A 26,384-nucleotide genomic window follows, 5' to 3' on the forward strand; every position below is an offset into this window, starting at 1 on the left:
ATGCTCACGTTTCAGCAAATCATCCTGACGCTCCAGTCTTACTGGGACAAGCAGGGCTGCGCACTGCTCCAGCCGATCGACATGGAAGTCGGCGCCGGCACCTCGCACGTCCACACCTTCCTGCGCGCAATCGGCCCCGAGCCGTGGCGCGCGGCCTACGTGCAGCCCTCGCGCCGCCCGAAGGACGGCCGCTACGGCGAGAACCCGAACCGTCTGCAGCACTACTACCAGTACCAGGTGGTGCTCAAGCCCGCGCCGGAGAACATTCTCGACCTGTACCTCGGCTCGCTCGAGGCGCTCGGCTTCGACCTGAAGCAGAACGATGTGCGCTTCGTCGAAGACGACTGGGAGAACCCCACGCTCGGCGCCTGGGGCCTCGGCTGGGAAGTGTGGCTCAACGGCATGGAAGTCACGCAGTTCACCTACTTCCAGCAGGTGGGCGGCATCGACTGCAAGCCGGTGCTCGGCGAAATCACCTACGGTCTCGAGCGTCTCGCGATGTATCTGCAGAAGGTCGAGAACGTCTACGACCTCGTCTGGACCGAGTGGGAAGAGCAAGGCCCGAACGGCCCGGAAATGCGCCGCCTCACGTATGGCGACGTCTACCACCAGAACGAAGTCGAGCAATCGACCTATAACTTCGAGCACGCGAACGTCGACCTGCTGTTCACGTTCTTCAACGCGTACGAAGCCGAAGCGAAGCGCATGATCGATCTGCAGCTCGCGCTGCCCGCCTACGAACTCGTGCTCAAGGCCGGCCACACGTTCAACCTGCTCGACGCGCGCGGCGCGATCTCCGTGACGGAGCGCGCAGCGTACATCGGCCGCATTCGCGCGCTCTCGCGCAGCGTGGCGCAGTCGTACTACGAGTCGCGCGAAAAGCTCGGCTTCCCGATGCTCGGCAACCCCGTGCACGGCGTGCCGGGCCTCACCACCGACGAACAGGACGCCGCGATGCCCGCCTGGGCGCCGCCGCTGAAGGTCGAACGCAAGTTCGACGAGGAATGAACGGATCTCAAGAACAATGACGCAAGCTCATCACGCCACTCTCCTCGTCGAACTGCTGACCGAGGAACTGCCGCCGAAGGCCCTCGCGCGCCTGGGCGACGCGTTCGCCGAAGGCATCGCGCAGCGCCTCGCCGCGCGCGACCTGATCGAAGGCGACCTCTCGTTCGAACGTTACGCGACGCCGCGACGCCTCGCCGTCACGATCAAGAACGTGCGCAGCGTCGCGCCCGAAAAGCAGGTGCGAGAAAAAGTGCTGCCCGTTTCGGTCGCGCTCGACGCCAACGGCCAGCCCACCGCGCCACTCGCGAAGAAGCTCGCGGCGCTCGGCTTCCCTGATTTCCCCGTGAGCGACCTCGAGCGCGCGAGTGACGGCAAGAACGAAGCGTTCTTCCTGCGCTACTCGGCGCCGGGCGCCACGCTCGCCGACGGCCTGCAAGCCGTACTCGACGAAGCGCTCGGCAAGCTGCCGATCCCGAAGGTCATGACCTACCAGCGCCCGGACGGCAGCAACGTCCAGTTCGTGCGCCCGGTGCATCGCCTCACGGTGCTGCACGGCGACCAGATCGTGCCGGTCACGGCGTTCGGCGTCGATGCCGACGACACCACGCGCGGCCACCGCTTCCTCTCCGAAGGCCTGATCGCCATCCAGCACGCCGACGAGTACGCGCACACGCTCCAGCACAAGGGCTTCGTGATCGCGAGCTACGCCGACCGCCGCGAATCGATCCGCGCGCAACTCATCGAACACGCTGGCAGCGACAAGGTCGTGATGCCCGAGTCGCTGCTCGACGAAGTGAATTCGCTCGTCGAATGGCCGGTCGTCTACGCCTGCAAGTTCGAGGACGAATTCCTGCAAGTGCCGCAGGAATGCCTGATCCTCACGATGCAGACGAACCAGAAGTACTTCGCGCTCACCGACGACCAGGGCCGGCTGCGCTCGCGCTTCCTGATCGTCTCGAACATCGCGACGCAAACGCCCGACGAGATCGTCGAGGGCAACGAGCGCGTGGTGCGCCCGCGTCTGGCCGACGCGAAGTTCTTCTTCGAACAGGACAAGAAGAAGCCGCTGGCCGACCGCGTACCGCTGCTCGCGAACGTGGTGTATCACAACAAGCTCGGCTCGACGCTGCAGCGCGTGGAGCGCCTCGAAGCGCTTGCCGGCCGGATTGCCTTGATGTGCAGCGCCGATATCGCGCTCGCGGAACGCGGCGCACGCCTCGCGAAGGCCGACCTCCTGACCGACATGGTGGGCGAGTTCCCCGAGCTGCAAGGCACGATGGGCACCTACTACGCACGCCACGACGGCGAGCCCGAAGAAGTGGCGGTTGCGTGCTCCGAGCACTACCAGCCGCGCTTCTCCGGCGACGTCCTGCCCGCCACCACGACGGGCACGATCGTCGCGCTCGCGGACAAGCTGGAAACGCTCGTCGGGATCTGGGGCATCGGCCTCGCGCCCACGGGCGAAAAGGATCCGTTCGCGCTGCGCCGTCACGCGCTGGGCGTGCTGCGCATTCTCGTCGAGAAGCAGCTGCCGCTCGACCTCGTCGAGCTGCTGCGCGCGACCTCCGCGCAATTTGCCGGCATCGAGGCCGTGACGGAGTCGACCCAGGCCATCTACGAGTTCTGCATGGACCGCCTGCGCGGCATGATGCGCGAACGCGGCTTCGCGGCCACCGAGGTGGACGCGGTGCTTGCGCTGAACCCCACGCGCTTCGACGACATCGTTTCGCGTCTGGACGCGGTGCGCGAATTCGCAGCGCTCGCGGAAGCGGCCTCGCTCGCGGCGGCCAACAAGCGCATCTCGAACATCCTCAAGAAGTCCGAGGGAGCGGAAGATGCGGGCGTGCAGATCGCACTTTTCGTCGAAGCCGCCGAGAAGGCGCTCTACGCGCAGCTCGAACAGGTCGCGCCGCGCGTGGAAACGCAGCTCGCCGCACGCGAGTACACGGGCGCGCTCACCGCGCTCGCGGCGCTGCGCGAAACCGTGGACACGTTCTTCAACGACGTGATGGTCAACGCCGAAGACCCGGCGCTGCGTGCGAACCGCCTCGCGCTGCTCAAGGCGCTGCATCGGCAGATGAACAGCGTCGCGGACATCTCGCGGCTGGCTGCGTAAGCGCAAACAAGCGGAACTGAGCGAGACGCCATGCCGACCAGCACTACCAGAAAACTCGTGATCCTCGACCGCGACGGCGTGATCAACGTCGACTCCGACGCGTTCATCAAGTCGCCGGACGAATGGGTCGCGATACCCGGCAGCCTCGAAGCGATCGCGCGCCTGAACCAGGCGGGCTATCGCGTCGCGGTGGCGTCGAACCAGTCGGGCATCGGGCGCGGACTGTTCGACATGGCCGCGCTCAACGCCATGCACGCGAAGATGCACCGCCAGGCGGCAGCCGTGGGCGGCCGCATCGACGCCGTGTTCTTTTGCCCGCACACGGCACAGGACCATTGCGAGTGCCGCAAGCCGCAGCCGGGCATGCTCAAGATGATCGCGGAGCGCTTCGAGATCGAACCGGCCTATACCCCGGTGGTAGGCGACTCGCTGCGTGACCTCCAGGCAGGCGCGGTACTCGGCTTTCGCACGCACCTCGTGCGTTCGGGCAAGGGCGAGAAAACGCTCGCCGCCGGCGGCCTGCCCGACGGCACGCTGATCCACGACGACCTGCGCGCTTTCGCGCTCGACTTTCTTGCGAACGTCCCTGCGTAAAGGCGCAGGCGGCACACGCGAACACTAACCCGGCTCGACCGATGCGCTTTCTCCGCTCCCTGCTGCTGTTCATCTATTTCATCGTCTACACGATGCCGTACGCCACGGCGTGCTTTATCGCGTTCCCGTTCATGAACGCGACGCGGCGCTACTGGATGGCCGTGGGCTGGTGCCGCTCCACGCTGTTCGTTGCGCGCTACCTCAATGGCATTCGTTACCGCATCGAGGGCATGGAGAACCTGCCCAACGGGCCGGCCGTGCTGCTCTCGAAGCACCAGTCCGCATGGGAGACGCTGGCGTTTCCCGCGCTCATGCCGCGGCCGATGTGCTACGTGTTCAAGCGCGAGCTGCTGTTCGTGCCGTTCTTCGGCTGGGCGCTGGGCATGCTGAAGATGGTTCATATCAACCGCAAGGAAGGCAAGAACGCGTTCACCTCGGTGATACGTCAGGGCAAGGAGCGCATGGCCGAAGGCGCATGGGTGATCATGTTCCCCGAAGGCACGCGCATACCGGTGGGCAAGCAGGGCAAGTACAAGACCGGCGGCCCGCGCTTCGCCATTGAAACGGGCGCGCCCGTGGTGCCGATCGCGCACAACGCGGGCCACGTCTGGCCCCGAAACTCGTTCATGAAATATCCGGGTATAGTCACGGTGTCGATCGGCAAGCCGATCGAGACGACCGGACTCACGCCCGACGAAGTGAACACGCGCGTGGAAACGTGGATCGAAACGGAAATGCGGCGGATCGATCCTGAGGCATATCGCGAAACGGATGGCGCAGCGGCGAAAGCGGCACGGATTTGAGGCGCAGGGCGAACTGGCTCGCGTCGCGCGAAGCGTCGTGGCGCGGATGTGGGCGCTGCTCGCCGCACGGTTGGGCGCGCCACGCGACACGGCGCCAGAAGCCCCGCGCAAACGACCCGCGAACGGCGCACGCCCACGCCGCGCACGCCCATCCGCACCAGGCCTGACGATGCAGAAGTCCCCCACGCCGCGCCCAAACGCGGCACTCGACAACCGGCAACTCGACTTGCCGCTCTTTGCTGAACCGGCGCCTGTGGTGCCGCCTGATGCGTCCTCCCCCTCTCTCACACCGCAGCCTGCGACTCCGCACTCGCCCGAAAAGCCCGGCAAGGCACCGCTTGCGCCCGATGGCACGCGCCTGCGTACTATCGTGCTTGGCGCGCGCACGCTGCATTACCGGCTCAAGCGCTCGTCGCGCAAATCGATCGGGTTCGTGATCGACGGCACCGGGCTCAGCATCACGGCCCCCAGGTGGGTCACGATCGCCGATATCGAGACCGCGATCGCCGAGAAGCAGCGGTGGATTTTCGCCAAGCTCGCCGAATGGCAAACGCGCACGGAGCAGCGCGCCTTGCCGCGCGTGGAATGGAGCGACGGGGCCGAGCTGCCTTATCTTGGCAAGCCAATTACGGTGAAGCTGGGGGCTTCCTTGCTCGCGTTCGATCAGGAGACGCGCGTGCTTGCGTTGCCGCTGCCGCCGCATGCTGACGCGCAGCAGATCAAGGACCGCGTGACTGGATGGCTGCAGGGCGAAGCGACGCGGATTTTCGGTGAGCGGCTCGAGGTGTATGCCGAGAAGCTTGGGGTCTCGTTCCGGTCTTATGGGCTTTCTTCGGCGGCGACGCGGTGGGGGAGCTGTTCAAGCGAAGGGAGAATTCGCCTGAACTGGCGGCTGATTCATTTTCCGCTCTCCGTCGTGGACTATGTGGTGGCGCATGAACTCGCGCATTTGCGCGAGATGAATCACAGCCCAAGGTTCTGGGAAACCGTTGAATCGATCTTTCCGGAGTTTCGCGAGGCGAGGAAGCAGCTTAAGCAGCATCCGCCCGAGATGGTGCCGGGGATGTGAGCGGGCGCCGCAGGTTTCCCACTCCTGCCACCGATGACGACGTTCGGTGAAATGATCACGTTGTCCCCGATTAATGCACGTGCCTTCGCGGCATGCGCAGTATCGCCTTGAGCAGCAGGCCGGCGAATTGCAAATTCGTAGTCAGGTATCTACGCCACATGCGACCCGGCTCCTGAATGACACGATAGAGCCATTCGAGGCCGTAACGTTGCATCCACACTGGCGCCCTGCACACTTTCCCCGCGACGACATCGAACGTGCCCCCCACTCCCATGACGAAATCCACGCCAAGTTGCGCGCGCCAGCGATCGATGAAGTTCTCCTTCTTCGGCGATGTAATCGCAACGAACAAAAGGCGTGCGCCCGATGCACCGATCTTCTCGACGATCGCGGGCTCATCGTCCCAGAAGTAGCCGTGGTGATAGCCCGCCACGATCAGGCGAGGATGACGCCCACCGATGGTCTCCGCAGTGGCCTGCACCACCTCGGACGTGGCGCCAAGCAGAAAGACCGGAAAGCCGCACTCGGCAGCCATCGCGAGCAGGTCGTCAAACAGATCGACGCCGGCAACCCGCTCCGGCACGTCAACGCCGAGCATGCGCGCGGCCCAGACGACGCCCATGCCGTCAATATTGATGATGTCACATGCGCGAATCGACGCCGCAAGGACGATATCGCGCTGCATGTGCACGACCTTCGCCGCGTTGACGACGACATGCTGCGTAAACTGCCTGGCCTCGACGCGGTTCCTGATCAACTCGACGGTCTCGCGGCCGGTAGCCACGTCCATCGGGCAGGAAAACAGCTCTATTCGTTTCATTGTGCAACTCGCGTGCGCCGCTCGGCGTCGGCGCCATACAGACTCAGCGCGTAGAACGCCCACGCCTGAGTCCATCTCATGTAATTCACCTGGTTGGAAAAATAGCGCCCCTGTCGATAGACAAAGCGTTCCCTGCTTCGCAGATAGAGGCGTTCGATCGCGCGATGGATAACTCGTCGCGCAAGTTCATGGTCTTCGTCGGACCCGCCGACACGCAGCAGCGTGATGACAGCTTGCGCAACCGAATGCATGTCGAGTGGATACGTTCGGCTCGCGTAGTACTTCACATCGCCGTTCGGCTCGAAAAATGCTTGTCGGTAGAACCCCATGCCCCGCTCCACGACTTGCTCGAACTCACGCGTCGCCAACGCCCCTTGCAGTGTGGACAAAGCCTCCAGGTTATAGCCGGTGTGGAATCCGTCGACGAACCCGTGATGACTGCGTTCGCCGTACCGCCACGCGCCATCCGCGCCCTGCGCGTGGGCCGAATGACGTGCCGCGAGCAGCGCCTGCTCGCACGCCGCGCCATCCCCTGCGTGACTCGCCGTCAATGCGACGATCGCAGCCGACCAAAGGTTGGCGTTGTGAACCATCACGCTCTCGCCGGGCACATAGCGATAGAAAACGCCTTCTTCCTGCACCATGTACAGGGTTTGCAGGAATTTTCCTGCGTCCAGCGCGCTCTCGACAAACCGGCGCTCGCCCGTCACCCGCCATAGCCCGAGAAGCGCTCGCGCGACATAGCACGTCGTAATCGCATTTGGCTTGCCACGCGGTACGTCGAATGCTCGCGCAGCCCAATGGAAGTTGTATCCCCATGCACTGTGCGGCCAGGCCTGTGGATTGGCCCGCTGGGACAACAGCCAGTCGCCCAGCCTGATCGCCTCGTCAAGGTCGGCATTGCTTCGCCGCTGCTCAAAGCGCTCGATCAATCCGAGCACCATCAACGCAATCCCCTTCGGATTCCTGGCTTTTTCAATCGCGCAGAGCGCCCTTAGATTGATCGGACTGCGCCTGTGCAACTGCTGCCAGGCAATTCTGGCCATCCGAAGGCGCATGCCTCCGAGCGTCGAGAACAGACTGCTGTTCAACGCATCGTAGGGATCGTAACCGCAGTAATCGTCACTTTTGATCCTATGCAATAGCGCATCGCAAATCCCTCCGACCTGATCCCGTCCCTTCTTACGTGATATTTCCATAACTGATTTATCGCTTGAAGATTGAGACAGGTCCATAGAACAATGTTTGGACTTCCACGTCGGATGGCTCTTTCTCCCATCCGGCCTTATACAATCCGACTTTCAAATAGGCATGCTGATCATCGGGATAGGCATTGGCGACGTGTTCGGAACGAAAGACCGATTCGCCATTCTTCCAAAGCTGCGTAAGCGACTGCTGGCCAGAGTCGTCTGGGATATAGCGAAGCATCCAATAGACCCACTTCCCTTTGTCGCCATCAGCGCAGCACAGTTTTGCGCCGGCGGTCGTCTTCTCCACCTGCGTGCCGCCGCGCGTCGAAATGTAGTAGTTCGTCGCGAGTAAGGTCAACGCGAGCGTCGGCCCTCCCTCCCTCGCCGACTGATGAATCTGCGAAATGATCACCATTTGCTTACCGTCGAATTCGAAATCGCGCGGAATGTACGTGCTCCATCGGACGAGATAATCGGATCCTTGTGCGAACGTCGCCGGCTCGCGGAACAGCAATTCAGCTCGCGGCGTACCGTTCGCGACATGCGTATAGCTTTCGCGGCGCGCAATCGTCGACCGCAAGACCTTGCGCGCCGCATTTTCCGGATCGGACACGATCTCGATCCCTCCGGGATTCGCTTGCAGCGATACCACACTACCAAATCCGGCGTCCCAATCCACGTGGATCATTCGCGTTCCTGCGGGGTCGACCGGTGGCAGATCCGCATTTGTCAGAGCCGGCATCATGAGCGCGCACGCGAGCAGCGTCACGCCGCACAAACCAAAGCGCGGTAATTGCAATGATGCAAGCTTCATATGTGTTCCTAAATAGCTTGATCTGGCGCTCGAAGGGGTTGTCACCGTAGCCCACGGTAACAAAGAACATACTCGGCGCGCACACTCTTGACCGAGTAACACGCAAGGCCGTACCGACGCCCCGCCTCGCCCATCTGCCACGCCATGCCGGGATTAACGCAGATCTGTTCGAGCGCCTCAGCAAGCTGCCCGGCATTGCCCGATTCGACCAGAAATCCCGTCTTCCCTTCCTTGACGAGATCGAAGAATCCTCCCGTCCTTGTGCCTACGACCGCAAGACCGCAAAGCATTGCCTCGAGGGTCGCGATGCCGAACGACTCACGATGACTGGGCAAACACAACACCCGCGCGTTGCGGTAGAAGTCCATCAGTTCGTCACCGCGCAGCCAGCCGACAAACGAAATACGATCCTCTATTTCGAACTGCCGGGCAAGCTCGGCCCATTGATCCGTTTCGCCCGTCCCGGCAAGCTTCACGTGAATGTGCCGCTGTTTCTTCTTCAAAATCGCAACCGCGGCGAACAGCTCGGACAGCCCCTTCTCTTCGGAGAAGCTTCCCGAAAACGCGACGTATGACTGAGGATCGCGTGCGTTCATCGCTTTCGCCGGCCCAAGCGACGCAATGCGCTCCGCATTGAGCGCACAGTTGCCGACGACCCGAACGCTTGCTCCATTTCTGAACTTGCGAATGTCCGCGGCCATTGCGGTAGACACGCCGATGGCCTCGTCGGACGACTCGATGAAGTCCCTCAAACCCGACTTGATCCATCCGTTGGACTGCTCGATGCAATCGGGAAGGTTGTTCGAGTGCCAGTGAAAAATCACCTTTCGTTGGAGCATGCGAGTGACCCGATAGAGGATCAGATTCCTCAGCATCGAGCCGCGCGCCGAAACGTGGAAGTGAATGACATCAATTCCATTCAACACACGCAGGAAGAATCGCGGTATGTCCAGCACGAAGAACAGCAGTCTGTCCTTCGTCGCCTTGAAGCCGCGCGTCTCGAAGAATTCGACTCGAATCGCGTTCTCCTCGAACAGCGCTTTCGCGGCTCGCAACTCGTCGAGCACGGAGGCGACACCCCCTCGCTGGCCAAATCCAGGACCCACGTGAAGCACACACATTGCTTTAACCATGACACTGGCACTCGCTTTTCATACGTTCATCGCCCGTCCGCAATTGCCCTGCGCTCCTCGTCGGACCATCGGCGCACCAGGTCCGCGATCACGGCGAGATAAGGCGCAACGATCGCAGACGTCAACACGTGACCGGCCGAGCACGCGATCATCATCAGCAAGAGGAGGAAATAACTTCCGTAGTGCGAGATATGCCCATCGCCCTGCTGTGCGTACAGCCTGAAAATATCCCGCAGGTACAGGCAGAACACCGGGATCCCCATGATCAACGTGAGGTCGGGTCCGTCCATTTCGATGAGGTAACGAACGATCGGATAACCGCCTGTGAGCAGAGGCAGGAAGTCTCGACTGGCGAGTTCGTCCCATACATTCGAGAACTTTATGTCGCGACCGGACATGAGCACTGTCGCGATCTTGCCGCCGCCCGCGTGATCGCTTTGATATCTGAAGTATTGAATGCTTAGATCAACCGCCTGGTGCACGAAGGGCACGATGAAATAGACCGCAACCGCAATCACCGACATCATCGCGACGACAACGACGAGCCGGACACTCGCCTTGATAACGCCGTATCGCGCATAGGAGTACGCCGCAACGACGCCGAAGCCGGTGACCAGCGCACCCTTCGTGCCCAACAGGAACGCCGCCACGAAAAGCGCCACGATTAGCCCGATGCGCCTTGCGCTCCAGCCATTCCGGACGACGTGCAGGTACGCCAGCGCCAGCCCCGAGAGCAGTAACCCCGACGCCTCGTTCTGCGCATAGATGATGCCTTTGTAGCCCGCGCGGATCTGCGTGCCGCCCCGATAGCTGCGGAAGATATCAATCGAGAACACGGCGCCTGCGAGAATCGCGAGCGCGTACACCAGCAACGTCACGCGCATCAAGGCTTCGACTTTCTCCAGTTGAGCGTCCGTGAGTTCGGAGAATGCCGCGACATAGACGAACAGCGAAAAGACCTTCGCGATCACGATGACTTCTTCGACGAATTCCCCCCCAGCCATGTCGTCGAACGCCAGCGAGACGCACGACATGGTGACCACAACCAGCGCCAACAAGCAGATGCGCCAGTTCGAGAGCCGTACCCGTCCGCTGAACAGCATCATGGCGATCAACCCGGCGACCATCGCGCCTCGCACGAAAAGCGAATAGCGCGCGCCCATGTCGCCGCCGACCTGCCCCTTCAGCGCATAAACGGAAAGGAAGTCTGAGAACGGCGACAGTGCGATACCGGCCAGGAGGATGAGCCAGATCATCGCCCTCACCGATTTGTCCCAAGCGCCCGCGCGTGATTCGCGCATCGGGACTGCCGAGTCAATCATTGCGCGCCGCCCTGCCGCTTGCCGCTGCCACCGGCAGACTCGACGATGCGAATCACCGCCGCGACTGTCCAGCGCGCGATGAGTCTCACTGTGCGCAAGGGCTCGAGCAGGCAATCGCGCCATAGGGCTCTCGTCGGCGCAAGGCGGATGCGCTCGCCTTCCAGGTCGCTCGCCAGTGATTCGAACGCCTCCCATACCACGTAGGGCCGCAGTTCCTTGATGTTCATCCCACCGTCGTCACGATGCCACGGCCAGTCGTCGAGTAGCGCCCGCACCGGCCCTTCCGTATGAGCCAGCGCGAGCATCGCGCCGCGCGGCGAGATCCAGTAGCCGACAGCACCCGAAGTCCATTGCTTGAAGGGTGTACCAATCCGCAGTCCGTCGATGCGTTCGGCGCGCTTGAGCGGCTCGTAGAGGTACGCCCGCGCCGCGCTCGACCGGCTCAGCTTCGACCGCCCCAGCAGCACGACGTCAGCCATGCGTGCGAGCGTGTCTTCGCGCCAACTCAGCACTTCCGTAAAGAACACGTGATCCAGCAACGCGTCGTCTTCGAGCACGATCACGCTCCTGCCGCCACTTACGATGCGCTGCCAAAGCAGCCGATGACTGAGGAAGCACGCCACCTCGCCCCGCGTCAGCGCTCGCCGGTAGCGCGAGCGCGCCGCCGAGTCGTCGTAAAGACGGGCGAGTTCGCCGCTCTCGAAACCCCGGGCATCGATCGCGTCAATAAACGAAAAATCTACGCCATATCTAGACATCACCTCTGCGATGCGCTCGCGCCGACCCGAGCGCGCAAGTGAAACGATCATGACCGGAAATCTTGCTGCCATTCATGCCCTCAGCAATTGTGTGAAATGCGCCCGCATGCGGGTCGATCTCGCGATTACCAGGACGAACACCGTGAAGATCGCCGCCTCGGCGATCAGGAACGCCCACGCGCCGCCGCGTGCGCCGAAGCGCGGAATCAGCGCGCACGACAATCCAATGTTGAGGATGCCCGCGAGCAGCATGACGATCGACCTCAACTTGCCGTTCGTGAACGGCACCAGCACCTGGAGGCCGAGCAGATAGGCGAGATTGCCGAACACCGTCGCGAGGCAGAGCAATGTCAACACCGGCGCCGCCGCGCCGAAGCCGCGCCCGAGAATTACGCTCGTCACGTAGCCCGAGAGCGCGGTGACGGCAAGCACGCCCGCGCCAGTGATGGCGAGCGTTGCGGCGGCGCCAAGCGCCGTGAGCTTCGCCGCGGACCTCGGCCTGTCCAGCATCAGCGCCGACACCCGCGGATACAACACGGTATTGATCTGGGCGGGCACGATGTTTCCCACGGTCTTGATGCGATCGGCGGCCGCGTAGAGCCCCACCTGATAGGGATCGGTGAGCGCAGCGAGCAGCACGGTATTGCTCACTCCGAACAGGCTGACTGAGATCGTCGACAGGAACATGTCGGCACTCTGTGCAAGGCGCCGTGCCGCCGAGCGCCATGCTCGGCCCGGCAGGCCCAGCAGCCCGAGTCGGCGTACCATCAGCAGCGAGAAGAGACCCGTCAGGCAGGGTGCAAGCGCCTGAATCGCCGCCGCGATCGCAATGTCGTCAGCTGATTTGACGAATACGAAGATCAGCGGCAGGGTCGCGAAGCGCCCCGCCAGCGACACCACCGCGAACAGCGAAAATCGCTCCAGCCCTTGCAGCACCCAGTTGAGCGTGAACACGTTGCTCAGGACGGTGATCCACGACATCAGCACGACGGGTAGCGCGGCGGCGGCGTGCCTGTCGAAGCGCATCGCGATGCCCAGCGCGAGCAGAGAAACAAGACAAAGCAGCGCCTTCGCGAAGATGACCGACCAGATCAGTTCGTTGATGGCGGTCTTGTCGCCGCGGCATTCCACGATCGCGCGCGGCCCACTGAGGTTGAAGCCCCAGTCCGTCCACAGCACACCGTAGACAGCAATGGCCGACGCATAGCTGAGGATGCCGAAATTCGTCGGCCCGAGCATGCGCGTGAGATACGGGAACGTTGCCAGCGGCACGAGGTAATTGCCAACCTGCCACGCGATCATCGCGAACAAGTTGCGGCTGAGGCGCGGCGCTCGCGCCATCCGTCCCGCTGCGCCCAGGATTCGCGGCGAGCATCCTGCCTTATCCATTTGCGGTCCGATTGCGCGGTGAAAACGCTTGCTCTGCGTTCACGCCAACACCCCACGCGTATCAATCACCACCTTCGCCTGCAACCGGACCGGATCGACCTGTTTGAACGGCGAATGATCGACCAGAATCACAATCACATCGGCCTCAGCTAACGCGGCACGCAGATCACACAGATGCAGGACACCCTGCAACCCCTCCGGCAGTTCGCGAATATTCGGCTCGACCGCCGCCACCTGCCCCGGAAAACGCTGGGCCAGTTCCTTCGCAATCTCCACAGCCGGGCTTTCACGCAGATCGTCGATGTTCGCCTTGAACGCGAGCCCAAGACACGCGATCACCGGCTCACGAAAGCGCCTCGCTGCGCGCTCCACACGCTCGACAACCCAATGCGGCTTGTCATCGTTCACCGTACGCGCGGCACGAATGAGACGAGCCTGCTCAGGTGCCGAATCCACGATGAACCACGGATCGACGGCGATACAATGCCCGCCCACGCCCGGCCCCGGCTGGAGGATATTCACGCGCGGATGCCGGTTCGCCAGCTTGATCAATTCCCACACGTTGATATCCAGTCGGTCGCAAATCAGTGAAAGCTCATTCGCGAACGCGATATTCACATCGCGGAACGAGTTCTCGGTGAGCTTGCACATCTCGGCGGTTCGGGCGTCCGTAACGATGCATTCGCCACGCACGAACACTTGGTAAAGCTCGCGCGCCGCCTCGCTGCAACGCGCCGTCATGCCGCCAATCACCCGATCGTTTTCAACGAGTTCCCGAATCACGTGGCCAGGCAACACCCGCTCAGGGCAGTGTGCAATACGCACGTCGGACGCATCTCCCATTTGCTGCGGGAAGGTCAGGTCCGGACGCATCCCCGCCATCCACTCGGACATTTGCGCGGTCGCACCAACCGGCGAAGTCGATTCGAGCACAACCAGGTCGCCCTTTTTCAGTACCGGCGCGACGGCACGGCTTGCCGCTTCGATGTATGAAAGGTCGGGTTTGTGGCCGTCCGAAAACGGCGTCGGAACGGCGATGAGAAATGCGTCGGCGGGTTCGGGATGCGTCGTCGCGCGCAGATACCCCTGCGATACCGCCGCCTGAACCAGCATGTCGAGTTCCGGCTCGAGAATATGAATGGCGCCGCGGTTGATCGTGTCGACTGCGTGCTGGTTGACGTCAACGCCAATGACTTTCTTGCGGCGCGCAGCGAACGCTGCCGCTGTGGGGAGGCCGATATAACCCAGACCAACAACCGAAATCGTTTCGAAGTTCATGGTAGCCAAGCCTCTATTCTTCATGTCCTCACGCCGCGCGAGCGGCGGTACCCCACCAGTCATTCAACGCACTCGTAATGCGCTCGCATGCGTGTCCGTCCCCGTACGGGTTGTCGGCGCGGCCCATCGACGCGTAAGCCTTCCGGTCTTCCAGCAAGTGCGTCACGCCCTGCACGATTGCGCTTACGTCCGTGCCAACGAGCCGCACCACGCCCGCATCGACTGCCTCCTGGCGCTCGGTCGTTTCACGCATCACGAGCACCGGCTTGCGCAGCGAGGGAGCCTCCTCCTGGATTCCGCCCGAATCCGTCAGGATCAAATGCGCGCGGTCCATGAGGCTGACGAAGGGCAAATAGTCAAGCGGCTCGATCAAATGCACATTCGCAATTCCGGTGAGCAGGCGATTGACGGGTTCGCGCACGTTCGGGTTCAGATGAACGGGATAGACGACGTCCACGTCCTGCCACGCCCGCGCGACTTGCGCGAGCGCCGTGCAGATGCGTTCGAAGCCATCCCCGAAACTCTCTCTGCGGTGGCCCGTTACCAGAATGAGCGGACGCTTGGGGTCGAGTTTCGGGAGAGCATGTTGTGCTTGCTCGTTCAGCTTTGCATCCGTCGCGAGGCGCTCTCTCACGTGCAGCAACGCGTCGATGACGGTATTGCCCGTAACAATGATTGATTGCGCCGAAACGCCTTCGCGCAGCAGGTTTTCCCGCGCAGTTTCAGTGGGTGCAAAATGAAGCGACGCGAGCGCGCCCGTCAGCTTGCGGTTGGCTTCTTCCGGCCAGGGCGAAAGCAGGTTCCCAGTCCGCAATCCCGCTTCAACGTGTGCGACCGGCGTGCGGTTATAGAACGAGGCCAATGTTGCCGCCATCGTCGTGGTCGTATCGCCATGCACGAGCACCAGATCGGGTTGCTCTTGTTCGAGCACGTCACGCATGCCCGCCAGAATGGAAGCCGTGACGTCATAGAGATCCTGACCGTGCTTCATGATGTTCAAATCGAAGTCGGGCTCAACGGCGAACAAGCTGAGCACCTGATCCAGCATCTCGCGATGCTGCCCGGTAACGCACACCCGACACCGAACGCCCGGCTCGCGTTGGAGGCGCTTGACCAGAGGCGCCATCTTGATCGCCTCTGGTCGCGTTCCAAATGTTAGTAGTACATTTTTTTCCATCAGCATTGCCTTGAACGGTTCGTGCGACGCGGCGCCCCGTCTTAGTTGGACTTCCTGGTGTAGTTCGAGTGCGCGCCGTAGGATGTGCCACGTCCAGGCACATCCGTCAGCAGCAAACCATCGACATCGACGCCAGCGCTCGCAAGCTGGCGCGTGCATTCGCGCAACTCGGCGGCGGAATGGCGCCCATGGCGCACGACCATTAGCGTGGCGCCTGCGTGCTTGCCTATCAGGACTGCGTCGGTCACCGCTAGCACAGGCGGTGAGTCGATGATGACCATGTCGTATGTCTGTGCCAGCGCCTTCAGCATTTCGCCAAGTCGCTCTCGAACGAGAAGTTCCGCCGGACGCTCGGGTATCGAGCCTGACGTCACCACGTCCAGGTTGGGCAGCGCTTCGTGATGAATGACATCCTTCGCCTCGCGCCCAGTCAGTAGCTCGGAGAACCCGGGCTTGCGATTGATGGAGAAGTACACGTGAACGTCGCCGCGTCGCATGTCGGCATCGATCAATAGAATGCGCTTGCCGGTTGCCGCCAGCACCGTTGCCAGGTTCACCGATACAAACGATTTGCCGACGCCCGGCCGCGGCCCGGTAAGCATCACGATGTTGTTCTCGGGCTTGAGTAGCCCAAATTGCATGGCGGTACGCAAACTGCGCAATCCTTCCACCGCCACATCGTCTGGATACGCCGCTGCGAGAACGGCTGACCTCGTCGGGTTGCGGCGCACGGACTGACGCAGTGCAAGTTCCTTGTCGCTGTGCGAGATGATTGCGTATACGGGAATATCGACGGCGTGCTCAATTTCCGCCGGGGTCTCCAGCCCACGATTGAACATGCGGCGTGCGAGCGCGAGCCCACACCCAAGCAGCAGACCTAGCATCAGGGCTAGAGGCAGGACCAGAAGCTTCAACGGGCGCACAGGCGCTTCGGGCACGACGGCGTAATCGACCGTCCGCACGTTGCCAAGCTGGCCCGCCTTCAGCACGCGCAATTGCTGCGTGCTATCAAGCAGTTTCATGTAGAGATCGGTACTGACTTTCACGTCGCGCATGAGCCGCAGCGCCTGCTGCTGCGTGTCGGGTAGCGCCGTCACCTGCTTCTCGTATTGATCCTGCTGGCGCTCCAGTTCCGCAATACGCGCGTCCACCGCCGCGACCATGGGATGCGATGCCGTGTATCGCTGGACAAGGTCAGCGCGCTGTTGCTGAAGCTCCGTCAAACGCGTTTGTGTATCGACGACCGTTTGCAGGAGGAGCTTGCCCTGCGCGTCGAGATCGATCGCGCCGGACATCGCCCGAAATGCGTTATAACGAGCTTCCGCCTTGTCCAGGTCAGCGCGCAGTTGCGGCAACTGCTCACCAAGGAAGCTGAGCATCTGCTCCGCCTGCGCCGATTTGCGATCGACGTTGCGCTGCACGTAAAGGCTCGCAATCATGTTGACGATAGCCGTGACGCGTTGGGCGTCGATGCCATCGAGCTTCATGCCGATGATCCCCGACTGCTTCGTCTTCTCGGCAATGTCCAGGTTTTTCTGGAGTTCGGCGACGGTTAGCTGCGTCGAGAAGCGCTTCAAATCGAAACGCGCGCCCGCATGAGCCAGCAACGACGTCACCTTGAGCGTGATCGGACCATACTCCGTTCTGCCGTTGACTATCGTTCCGACGCGTCCCCGAAGCACCACATTGTTGTCAGGATCAACGAGTTCAAACGCTTCGTCATCAAGGGCCGTTAGCTTGAACTTCTTCTCGTAAAGCGCCGCGGGTACGGTGAACTGCGCGACGCCGATGCGCTCACCGCCCCACGCGAAGCTTTTCATCCCGAGCATGGGCGGGAGCAATCCATCGCTGAATTGCGCGCGATAGCGCGCGATCGGCGCACCAATCAGCGGGAAATAGTGGGGACGCGCGTCGATATCGACATGGAGCTTGTCGACCGTCTCGCCTACCACGGTACGCGAGCGAATCAACTCGATTTCCGCGTCCGCAGTCGCCTTCGACTGGAACAGCGATGCCAGGTCACCCAGCTTGTCGTTGATCGAACCCATGCCCGAGTCGTCGTCCACCTGAATCACCGCATCCGCGCGATAAACAGGCGTGCCGAGAAACGCGTAGAGCGCCCCGGGTACGAACACGATTGCCGTGACGATACCAATCAAGCAAAGGTTCTCGCGAAGCACGGCAAACAACTCCGAGAGGTCGATTTCATCGTCGTCCGCGGTATTGGTCTGCGGATTTTTTTTCAGAAGAGTCATGATTCAATGAACTTGCTGTCCTGCGAGGACGTCGCGCCAGTGCGCGACGCCGAGTTCGATCTGTGCAACCGCGAGGTCGAACGTCGCGCGATGTCGACGATACGGGTCGACGATGTCGACGCCTTCCGTTTCGATCAACCGATACACCTTGCCACGCACGAACGGCCAGGCGTGCTCGATATGCTCCCGCTGCAGCTTCGTCATGGTGAGGATCAGGTCGGCGTTGCGCACGCGCTCGTCGGTAATCGGCGTCGCTACGTGACCCTCGAGTCCCACGCCACGAACGCGCGCCATTTCGATCATGAGCGGGTCCGCGCCCTCGCCTGTCAGCGCATGCGTACCCGCCGAACTGAAAGTGATGCCCGGGACCGAACGCGCCAGCATGGCGCACGCCAACGGGCTGCGGCAGATGTTGCCTTCGCAAACGACCAGAACGCTCTCGATCATTTCGCCATCACCCCCGCAGTCAAGCCCGCGTTGATCACAGGAATCAACAACGTCAATACGCGATTGAAGCGGACAAGGCCATTGCCATCGACATACACGACATCTTTGGGCTGAAGATCAAACTCCTTCGCAACGAGCATTGCCACCGGCGAACGACCATCCAGATGGAAGACTTCAGGCTTGCCGCTCAACGCGCCACGAATGACGAACATTTGCGCTGCGTCTGCGGTAGACGAATTGACGCTGCCCGCCTGTGCGATGGCGTCAGCCAGGGTGATACGCCCCGTACGACGCGGAATGGCGGAGATCGGCTTGTTGACTTCGCCCATCACGTAGACGTCGTTTTCGTCGCGCGCGACGACCCGTAACATGTCGCCCGGCTTGAGATAGAGGCGCGACGGGCTGAGGCCGCTTGCCACCATCTGCGTGAGATTCACGCGGTGCGATTTGCCGTCGCGCACGAGCACGAGGTCGCTTTGATCGGCCGTGTCCGCGAAGCCGCCCGCGCGCGAAATCGCTTCATAAAGCGACATCGGCACGTCATTGACTGCAACCACACCTGGGTTGCGCACTTCGCCGTCCACATAGACTTCGTGCGCGCGATAGGAGGCCATGCGCACCGTCACCTGCGGTTTGACGAAATAGCGGCCAAGCGACGTCGTCAAGCGGCGTTGAACTTCCTCGGTGCGAAGTCCGGCAACGCGCATCGCACCGGCGTAGGGAAACGTGAGGTCGCCCGATTGATCGACGATGAAGCCGGAGAACGGATCGCCGGGCCGCGTGGAGGCTTGCGACTGCGTGCTGCCTACGGCCGCGGAGAGTTCAGGATGGTCCCATACGACGATCTGGAGCACGTCGCCGGCGCCAATCGTGTAAGCCTGCGGAGTCGTCGAAAGCAAATCGACCTGCTGTTGTTGCTGCTTCTGCCGCGCTTCCTGGAAGCGCTTTACGGTGTCGACATTGAGTTCCGTGATGTCCACTTCGGGCGTGGAGGAAGTCGCACTGGCGACTTGCGTGCCTTCGCCGCCTGGAGATGCCTCGGATGAAGCAGTCGCGGCATTCGTGCCGGTGGCGGCGCCCGGCGCGGCTTGAATCGTTCCCGGCGAAACCAGCATGCGCATGCCCGGCGCGATGGCACAAGCGCCCAGCGCTACACAGAGCGCGATTGCAGTAGCGCTAGTCGCAAGCCGGGCGGCGGCCTCGTGCAGCTGCCTGCGACCTGCGCGACTAAACGGTTGATTGATTCGTGTCAGCACGTCCACATTCCGGCTATTCAATACGCGTTGCGATGTACCAGTCCCTTGAAGATCGTTGCGACTATGATTCGCATGTCGAGCCAGAAGGACCAGTTGCTGAGGTAATAGAGATCGTGTTCGATGCGGCCCCGCATCTTCTCGACTGAATCCGTTTCGCCGCGAAAGCCGTTGACTTGCGCCCAGCCTGTAATTCCCGGCTTGATGCGATAGCGGTGAACATAGTCGTCCACGATGTTTTGATAGAGCGCGTCATGCTCGATGGCGTGTGGGCGCGGCCCGACTACCGACATTTCGCCGCGCAGCACGTTTAGGAATTGCGGTAGTTCATCGAGACTCGTACGACGCAGGAAAGCACCAACACGCGTAATACGGGGGTCGTTACGGGTTGCCTGCCTGACGACGCCGTGGGCCGTTTCATGCACTCGCATGCTGCGGAACTTGTAGATGTTGAAGACCTTGCCGTTCGCACCTTTGCGACGCTGCGTGAAGAACACAGGCCCCGGCGAGGAAAGCTTCACGGCGAGCGCGATGATGAAAAGCGCCGGAGCCAGCCCGATGACAGCCAGCAATGCAAACACGCGATCGAAAATATCCTTCGACACGACGGCGCCAGACGAAAACGGTGAACCCACGAGGTTGATCGCAAACGTGCCGTCGAGGTTGACCATTTCACCTTCGAAAAGCGCCAGGCCACTGACATCGGGAACGAACCGGATGTTCACGAGGTCGTTGCGAAACAGGTCGATGAATTCGCGAATCGTGTTCGCTTCCGAGAGCGGCAACGCGAGCCAGACTTCCGCGACGCAATAATGCCGCACGTATTCGGCAAACCGTTCCCGGTCGCGAAACGCCGGTACGACGCTGGACGCCATGGCAGTCCCGGGGCCGGTGTCCAAGATGGTCGACACGCTGTAAATCGAATATGGCATTGTTTCGACCTTGCGCAGCAAGTGGTCGCAATACGCCCCGCTGCCGACGATCGCAACCGCGCGCGTACGTGCGCCCTGCTCCTTCCGGCGCAGACAAAGGCTGCGTTCGGTGATCCGGCAGATCACGAGGCCCAGACCGGAGAGGTACATCCACCGCACGAACCAGTCACCCGCCGGTCGATATGGGTCGAGCAACGTGGTCGCGATCAGCAATGCGACGGCGAAAGCGAGCACCAAGGCGACTACAGGCGCGCAAACGCAGCGCCAGAAGATGTGGCTGCGAATGGCCTGATACAGGCCGAAGAGCGGAAAGAGGAAGACCGACGCCAATAGTGCGAAGGCGACAAGCGCGTTGTCGTAGCCGGGCTGAGCCGCTGTTGCCTCCAGCCGCAGCGCAATGAACGCGCACGCTGCGATCACAGCAAAGTCCACCAAACGCATCAGTGCGCCAAAGCGGCGTCTCGATGTGGTGGGATTGCCTTGAGCGGGCAGATGCATTGGGCTTTCCACGAATGAATCGATCGCCGCGTCTCTGCAGACGGGGTTCATCACCGCTGGCGCACTCGACTCGTCGTCAGTGACTGCAGGTTGATTCGTGAAATGTCCAGCGATGCCATGAATCCACTGAGGATAAGAAACGAAATACGCGGAAACTGGTTGCTTGCCTGCACGCTGCACTCCCTCGCTCGACGAATTCGATTACGCTCGCGCGGATACGCACAACCTGCGCGTGCCAGCCCGAAGGTGGCTACCCCGCGCGTAGGAGCGCCTTGCCGAATCCGTTTCATGTTTAATGACAGGGGAGAGAGTTTCTTCCGCCGATACTTCTACGTATATAGGAAGAGTCTGAAATGGAGTCGTAGGAGATCGCACCCAGGTAGTCCCGGCAATCCAGAATCCACCGAAACAAGCGCCTGGCAATGACATACGAAATCAATCACCAATAATGATGAGACGCGCAATCGACAAATAGCCGCACTCGTATCCAAAACGAGATAGAGATAACGGAATATTCAAATTCTCACAAATCGCCCAATATTTTCTTTTTAATTCCGGACGATTGCCAATTCGACTTAATGCTCAATGAGCCTCAAGCGACGGCATCGGGCAATCCCGACACCGCCACGAGAAAGACTTTACTTCTTCCTCTGAATAAACTCGATCTTGTACCCGTCCGGATCGGTCACGAACGCGATCACCGTGGTCCCATGCTTCATCGGACCGGCTTCGCGCACCACCGTCCCGCCCTGCTCCTTGATCTTCGCGCAGGCAGCGTAGGCATCGTCCACCTCGACCGCCAGATGGCCGAAGCCAGTCCCAAGATCGTACGAAGCCGTATCCCAGTTATGCGTCAGTTCGATCACGGTGCCATCGCGCTCGTCCGTGTACCCGACGAAGGCCAGCGTAAACTTGCCATCGGGGTAGTCTTCGCGGCGCAGCAGTTTCATGCCGAGCAGTTCGGTATAGAACTTGATCGAGCGATCGAGGTCGCCGACCCGGATCATCGTGTGCAGCAGGCGCATGGTGTACTCCGTTTTGCCATCGTCAAAAAACGGACTGTACCAAAAACGGGCCAGCCCTGCCGGCGCCGGCAAGATGTGCCGATTTGCTCTAGCATGGACGCCATCCCGAAATTGCTGCGGCAATTTCGCCAGCGAGGCGTAAGCAATGCGCGTCTGCAAAGCGCGCAGGCAATGAACGTGAGAACCGAGGAGGGGACATGCGAATTCTGGTAGTCGGTGCGGGTGCGACGGGCGGCTATTTCGGCGGCCGGCTCGCCGCTGCGGGGCGTGACGTGACGTTTCTGGTACGTGAGGCGCGCGCCGCGCAACTGCACGAAGCGGGCCTTGTCATTCGCAGTCCGGCGGGCGATCTCACCCTGCGCGAGGTCAAGACCGTTACGCGCGAAGCGCTCGAGCCGCAAGGCGTTCAACCGTTCGATCTCGTGCTGCTGAGCTGCAAGGCCTACGACCTCGACAATGCCATCGATTCGTTCGCCGCAGCCGTCGGCCCGAACACGTTGATCCTGCCGCTGCTCAACGGCATGCGTCATCTCGAAGTCCTGCAGGCGCGCTTCGGCACGCAGGCGGTGCTGGGCGGCGTCTGCCTGATCGCGTCCACGCTCAACGACAAGCGCGAGATCGTGCATCTGAACGACGTGCAGGCCATCACGTTCGGCGAACTCGGCGGCGGCGTCTCACCGCGTGTGCAAGCCGTGGCGGATCAGTTCGGCAATGCCGGCTTTCACGTGAAGGCGAGCGATCACATCCTTCAGGAGATGTGGGAGAAGTGGGTGTTCCTCGCGTCGCTCGCGGGCAGCACGTGTCTTTTCCGCGCGCCCATTGGCGCGATTCTCGCCACGTCCGACGGCGCCGCGATCATCGAGCGCCTGTTCGCCGAATGCCGCGCGATCGCAGCTGGGCACGGCCACGCCGTGCGCGACAGCTTCCTCGAGCGTTCGCGCGCGATGCTGTTCGCCAGGGGTTCGTCGCTCACCGCCTCGATGCTGCGCGACGTGCAGAACGGTTCGCGCATCGAGGCCGATCACGTGCTCGGCGACCTGATCCAGCGCGGCGGCGCGGCACAGCACGCGTCGAGCGAGCTTTCGGTGCTACGCATCGTCTACAGCCAGCTCAAGGCCTACGAGGCCCAGCGCGCCGAGGCGGCCTGAGCGGCGGCTAGCGCACCGGCGAGGCGGCGCACCACGCGCACATCAAGCGCCGCCAGCCCCTTCCAGCGCCTGCGCGAGACTCACGTATTCCTCAACGGGCACTTCCTCGGCACGGCGCGCCAGATCGAAGCCTAGCGCGTCGAAATCGAGGCGCTCGCGGTAGTCGCTGAGCGTATTGCGCAGCATCTTGCGGCGCTGCGAGAAGGCCGCCGTCACGAGTTCGCCAAGCACGGCGTCGTTGACCTTCGGCAGTTCGTGCGGCGCGTAGGGAATCATGCGCACGATCGCGGAATCCACCTTCGGCGGCGGCTGGAACGACTCGGGCGGCACGTCGATCAGCTTGTCGATCACGTAGCGGTACTGGAGCATCACCGTGAGACGGCCGAACGCCTTGCTACCGGGCTCCGCCACCATGCGCTCGACCACTTCGTTCTGCAGCATGAAGTGCTGGTCGATCACGCGTTCGGCGAAGCTGGTGAGATGAAACAGCAGCGGGCTCGAAATGTTGTACGGCAGGTTGCCGACAATGCGCAGCGAGGGCTTCTCGCCCGGCGCCGCGAGCGAGCCGAAGTCGAACGCGAGCGCGTCGCCCGCATGGAGTTCGAGCAGCGGGCCGAACTTCTTCGTGAGGCGCGCGATCAGGTCGCGGTCCAGCTCGACCGCGTGCAGCGGCGATTCGGGCGTGGCGAGACGCTCGATGAGCGGCTCGGTGAGCGCGCCGAGACCCGGCCCGATCTCGACCATGCGCTCGCCGCGCAGCGGGCGGATGACGTCGACGATCGAATCGATCACGCCTGTGTCGACGAGGAAGTTCTGGCCGAAGCGCTTGCGCGCGAAATGGCCCTGATGCTGTCTGCTGCTGTTGGACATCTTCTCTGGAATCAATCAGATGGCGCGCCGGTGGCGCGCCATCGAAACGGCGGTGTCGAGGGCGGCGATCAGGCTGCCCGCGTCCGCGCGGCCAGTGCCGGCGAGGTCGAGTGCGGTGCCATGATCGACCGAGGTGCGCACGATCGGCAAGCCGAGCGTGACGTTGATGCCTTCGCCGAACGTCGCGTATTTCAGGACCGGCAGGCCCTGATCGTGGAACATAGCCAGCACGCAGTCCGCGTCCTTGAGGTAGCGCGGCTGGAACAGCGTGTCGGCCGGGTACGGGCCGCGCGCGTCGATGCCTTGCGCGGCAGCGGCGGCCAGCGCCGGCGAGATCGTGTCGATCTCCTCGCGCCCCAGGTAGCCATTCTCGCCCGCATGCGGGTTGAGGCCGGTCACCAGGATGCGCGGCAGCGGCACGCCGAAATGATGGCGCAGGTCGTGGTCGATGATGCCGAGGGTTTCGACGAGCCCCTCGACGGTGAGCGCCGCCGACACGTCCTTGAGCGGCAGATGCGTCGTGGCGAGCGCCACGCGCAACGGACGCGCGCCGGTGCCCGCCAGCATCATGACCACGCGCGGCGTGTGCGTGCGTTCGGCGAGGTATTCGGTGTGGCCGGTGAACGGCACGCCGGCGTCGTTGATGGTGCTCTTTTGCAGCGGAGCGGTGACGATCGCGTCGAATTCGCCGGCCAGCGCGCCGTCGATGGCGCGGTCGAGCAGCGCCAGCACATAGCGGCCGTTCGCGGGGTCGAGTTTGCCGGGCTTGGCAGGCGTGGCCAGCGCCACATGCTCGACCTGCACGGGCTGGTTCGCCAGCACGGCGGCCCAGTCGACGCTCACGGCCTGCGCGCGCGCTTCGAGCAGCGCGCTGTCGCCGAGCACGACGAACTGCGCGTCGGGCCAGTGCGCCGAGGCGCCCGCCATCGCGGCGGCAGTCAGCTCGGGGCCGACACCGGCCGGTTCACCCGTGGTGATGGCAATGCGGATCGGCCCCGCCCTCCGCGGAGCCGGCGACGACGATGCGGAGGCGTTCATGGCTCGATCCCTGTGTGACTCTCAGTTGTGCGGCGGCGTCATGCCCGCGATCTTGTAATCGACGTAGGCGCTGTCGCGCAGCTGGCGCAGCCAGTCGGCGTAGGCCTGCTCCGCCTTGCGCTGGCCGATGGCCTGGCGCGCGAGTTCCATTTGTTGCGCGATCGAGCCTTCGGCGTCGCGGCGGCCCAGCACCTGGATCAGGTGGTAGCCGTACTCGGTGCGTACGGGCTCGCTTAACTGGCCGTCCTGCAGCGTATTCATGGCGCGCTCGAATTCAGGCACGGTCTCGCCCGGGCTGATCCAGCCGAGGTCGCCGCCCTGCGAAGCCGAGCCGTCCTGCGAGTAGGTGCGAGCAAATTTGGCGAAGTCGCCGCCCGCCCCGATTTCCTGGCGGATTTCGAGCAACTTCTGGCGCGCCTGGGGCTCGGACATGCCGTCGCCCACACGCAGCAGGATGTGGCGCACGTGCGTTTGCACGAGCTTGGGCGCGTCGGCGGCCGTGCCCTGGCCCTGGCGGCGCTCGACGAGGCGCACGATCTCGAAGCCGTCGCTGGTGCGGATCACCGAGGGGTTCACCTCGCCCGGACGCAGCGTGGAAGCGGCGGTCACGAATTCGGGCGGCAGCTTCGACTGCGGCAGGAAGCCCATGTCGCCGCCCTTGCCCGCGTCGCTCGCCTGCGAGTTCGACTTCGCAAGGCTCTCGAATTTGCTACCCGACTGGGCCTCCTTGAGCAGCGCATTGGCCTTCGCCTGCGCGGCTTCGATGTCGGTTTCCGAGGCGTTCAGCGGCGCCTTGATGAAGATGTGCTGGAAATGCAGGTCGCTCGACTGGCCCGCGTTCGGTCCGCGCTGGCTCGCGATGTAGTTCGCGACTTCGGCGTCGGTCACCGTGACCTTGCTGTCCACCTCCTTCTCGCGCAGCTTCGAGAGCGTGAGCTCGGTGCGCGCGTCGCGCATGAAGGTGGTCCAGGGCACGCCAGCCGCCTCGATGCGCGCGCGATAGGTGGCGAGATCCATGCCGTTGGCCTGGGCGAGGCGCTCGAGCGTGCGCTGCACGCCGGCGTCGTCGACGGTGATGCCGTCTTCCTTGGCCTTCTGGAGCTGAATGCGCTCGAGCACCATCTGGTTGAGCACCTGCGCGCGCAACTGCTCCTCGGGCGGAACCGGCGCATTTTGCTGCTGCAGCCGGTGAGCAATCATTTCGGCGCGGCTGTCGAGCTCGCGCTGCGTGATCACGCCGTCATTGACGACTGCGGCGATCGTGTCGACCGTCTGGCCGTTGCCAGCCGGGAGACCTTGAGCTTGCGCCGGCGCGGCCGGCAACACGCCTGCGACGGCGAAGAGACTCGCAGCGTACGCTGCCAGGCGAAGCTTTTTCATGATTCCCACAGATACTCCAATGTTGGCGGGCACGCTTCGCCCGTCTCTATGCAACCGACACCGCGTT

Annotated in this window: 23 protein-coding genes; 6 read left to right on the plus strand and 17 right to left on the minus strand. The window is 62.6% G+C overall.

Translation table 11 applies throughout. The features are described 5' to 3' along the window. From glyQ to M3I56_RS01780, 5 genes are all read left to right on the plus strand, one after another. Positions 1-1,008: a glycine--tRNA ligase subunit alpha gene (gene glyQ / locus M3I56_RS01760; RefSeq protein WP_081771794.1), complete on the plus strand. Its 1,008-nt coding sequence runs from the start codon at positions 1-3 to the stop codon at positions 1,006-1,008. 16 nt (positions 1,009-1,024) lie between these two features. Further along, on the plus strand, positions 1,025-3,124 hold the full coding sequence (gene glyS / locus M3I56_RS01765; protein ID WP_254352267.1) for a glycine--tRNA ligase subunit beta: 2,100 nt from the start codon (positions 1,025-1,027) through the stop codon (positions 3,122-3,124). Between the two features lie 30 nt (positions 3,125-3,154). Continuing rightward, a complete protein-coding gene (gene gmhB / locus M3I56_RS01770; protein WP_254352270.1) occupies positions 3,155-3,718 on the plus strand; it encodes a D-glycero-beta-D-manno-heptose 1,7-bisphosphate 7-phosphatase in 564 nt (187 codons plus the stop codon). 41 nt (positions 3,719-3,759) lie between these two features. Further along, on the plus strand, positions 3,760-4,521 hold the full coding sequence (locus M3I56_RS01775; protein ID WP_254352271.1) for a 1-acyl-sn-glycerol-3-phosphate acyltransferase: 762 nt from the start codon (positions 3,760-3,762) through the stop codon (positions 4,519-4,521). A 169-nt stretch (positions 4,522-4,690) separates the two neighbouring features. Further along, on the plus strand, positions 4,691-5,590 hold the full coding sequence (locus tag M3I56_RS01780) for a M48 family metallopeptidase (protein WP_254352273.1): 900 nt from the start codon (positions 4,691-4,693) through the stop codon (positions 5,588-5,590). 70 nt (positions 5,591-5,660) lie between these two features. On the opposite strand, the gene M3I56_RS01785 is transcribed toward M3I56_RS01780, so the two are convergent. The 14 genes from M3I56_RS01785 to gloA all read right to left on the minus strand — a co-directional run bounded on the left by M3I56_RS01785 (position 5,661) and on the right by gloA (position 21,881). Continuing rightward, positions 5,661-6,410, minus strand: coding sequence for a WecB/TagA/CpsF family glycosyltransferase (locus M3I56_RS01785; RefSeq protein ID WP_254352275.1), 750 nt, complete (start codon positions 6,408-6,410; stop codon positions 5,661-5,663). Continuing rightward, positions 6,407-7,645, minus strand: coding sequence for an aspartate-semialdehyde dehydrogenase (locus M3I56_RS01790; RefSeq protein WP_254352276.1), 1,239 nt, complete (start codon positions 7,643-7,645; stop codon positions 6,407-6,409). Before M3I56_RS01790 ends, M3I56_RS01785 begins: the two co-directional genes overlap by 4 nt. Continuing rightward, a complete protein-coding gene (locus tag M3I56_RS01795; protein WP_254352278.1) occupies positions 7,617-8,414 on the minus strand; it encodes a heparin lyase I family protein in 798 nt (265 codons plus the stop codon). The genes M3I56_RS01790 and M3I56_RS01795 overlap by 29 nt, the downstream gene beginning before the upstream one ends. Before the next feature lie 41 nt (positions 8,415-8,455). Next, positions 8,456-9,481, minus strand: coding sequence for a glycosyltransferase family 4 protein (locus tag M3I56_RS41315; RefSeq protein WP_254352279.1), 1,026 nt, complete (start codon positions 9,479-9,481; stop codon positions 8,456-8,458). Positions 9,482-9,573: 92 nt separating this feature from the next. Next, the gene (locus M3I56_RS01805; protein WP_254352280.1) at positions 9,574-10,803 is read right to left on the minus strand and encodes an O-antigen ligase family protein; all 1,230 of its coding nucleotides are present in this window, start codon (positions 10,801-10,803) and stop codon (positions 9,574-9,576) included. A gap of 62 nt (positions 10,804-10,865) precedes the next feature. Beyond that, complete coding sequence (locus M3I56_RS01810; protein ID WP_254352282.1) at positions 10,866-11,699, minus strand: glycosyltransferase family 25 protein; 834 nt, start codon at positions 11,697-11,699, stop codon at positions 10,866-10,868. Further along, complete coding sequence (locus M3I56_RS01815) at positions 11,700-13,016, minus strand: flippase (RefSeq protein WP_254352284.1); 1,317 nt, start codon at positions 13,014-13,016, stop codon at positions 11,700-11,702. It abuts the gene before it with no gap. A gap of 39 nt (positions 13,017-13,055) precedes the next feature. Further along, positions 13,056-14,294: a UDP-N-acetyl-D-mannosamine dehydrogenase gene (gene wecC, locus M3I56_RS01820; RefSeq protein ID WP_254352286.1), complete on the minus strand. Its 1,239-nt coding sequence runs from the start codon at positions 14,292-14,294 to the stop codon at positions 13,056-13,058. A gap of 28 nt (positions 14,295-14,322) precedes the next feature. Further along, entirely contained in the window at positions 14,323-15,471 is a 1,149-nt protein-coding gene (wecB, locus tag M3I56_RS01825; protein WP_254352343.1) for a non-hydrolyzing UDP-N-acetylglucosamine 2-epimerase, read from the minus strand. Positions 15,472-15,512: 41 nt separating this feature from the next. Next, positions 15,513-17,726 carry a polysaccharide biosynthesis tyrosine autokinase gene (locus M3I56_RS01830; RefSeq protein WP_254352288.1) on the minus strand — a complete coding sequence of 738 codons (2,214 nt, stop codon included), beginning with the start codon at positions 17,724-17,726 and terminating at the stop codon, positions 15,513-15,515. 3 nt (positions 17,727-17,729) lie between these two features. Beyond that, a complete protein-coding gene (locus M3I56_RS01835) occupies positions 17,730-18,173 on the minus strand; it encodes a low molecular weight protein-tyrosine-phosphatase (protein WP_254352289.1) in 444 nt (147 codons plus the stop codon). Further along, positions 18,170-19,294, minus strand: coding sequence for a polysaccharide biosynthesis/export family protein (locus M3I56_RS01840; protein ID WP_254352291.1), 1,125 nt, complete (start codon positions 19,292-19,294; stop codon positions 18,170-18,172). The genes M3I56_RS01835 and M3I56_RS01840 overlap by 4 nt, the downstream gene beginning before the upstream one ends. 152 nt (positions 19,295-19,446) lie before the next feature. Next, complete coding sequence (locus M3I56_RS01845; protein WP_375541663.1) at positions 19,447-20,856, minus strand: undecaprenyl-phosphate glucose phosphotransferase; 1,410 nt, start codon at positions 20,854-20,856, stop codon at positions 19,447-19,449. A gap of 638 nt (positions 20,857-21,494) precedes the next feature. Next, positions 21,495-21,881 carry a lactoylglutathione lyase gene (gene gloA / locus M3I56_RS01850; RefSeq protein ID WP_254352293.1) on the minus strand — a complete coding sequence of 129 codons (387 nt, stop codon included), beginning with the start codon at positions 21,879-21,881 and terminating at the stop codon, positions 21,495-21,497. 197 nt (positions 21,882-22,078) lie between these two features. Here gloA and panE point away from each other — a divergent pair, with 197 nt between their 5' ends. Continuing rightward, positions 22,079-23,029, plus strand: a complete 951-nt coding sequence (gene panE, locus M3I56_RS01855) for a 2-dehydropantoate 2-reductase (RefSeq protein WP_254352294.1) — start codon at positions 22,079-22,081, stop codon at positions 23,027-23,029. A gap of 42 nt (positions 23,030-23,071) precedes the next feature. Here panE and rsmA read toward each other — a convergent pair whose 3' ends face one another. Genes rsmA through M3I56_RS01870 form a run of 3 tightly spaced genes read right to left on the minus strand, consistent with a single transcriptional unit; the run spans position 23,072 to position 26,326 of the window. Beyond that, the gene (gene rsmA / locus M3I56_RS01860) at positions 23,072-23,899 is read right to left on the minus strand and encodes a 16S rRNA (adenine(1518)-N(6)/adenine(1519)-N(6))-dimethyltransferase RsmA (RefSeq protein ID WP_254352296.1); all 828 of its coding nucleotides are present in this window, start codon (positions 23,897-23,899) and stop codon (positions 23,072-23,074) included. 15 nt (positions 23,900-23,914) lie between these two features. Further along, the gene (gene pdxA, locus M3I56_RS01865; RefSeq protein WP_254352298.1) at positions 23,915-24,937 is read right to left on the minus strand and encodes a 4-hydroxythreonine-4-phosphate dehydrogenase PdxA; all 1,023 of its coding nucleotides are present in this window, start codon (positions 24,935-24,937) and stop codon (positions 23,915-23,917) included. A 21-nt stretch (positions 24,938-24,958) separates the two neighbouring features. Beyond that, positions 24,959-26,326 carry a peptidylprolyl isomerase gene (locus M3I56_RS01870; protein ID WP_254352299.1) on the minus strand — a complete coding sequence of 456 codons (1,368 nt, stop codon included), beginning with the start codon at positions 26,324-26,326 and terminating at the stop codon, positions 24,959-24,961. Between the last annotated feature and the right edge of the window lie 58 nt (positions 26,327-26,384).

Source organism: Paraburkholderia sp. CNPSo 3281, from assembly GCF_024206515.1.
Lineage (GTDB): Bacteria > Pseudomonadota > Gammaproteobacteria > Burkholderiales > Burkholderiaceae > Paraburkholderia > Paraburkholderia nodosa.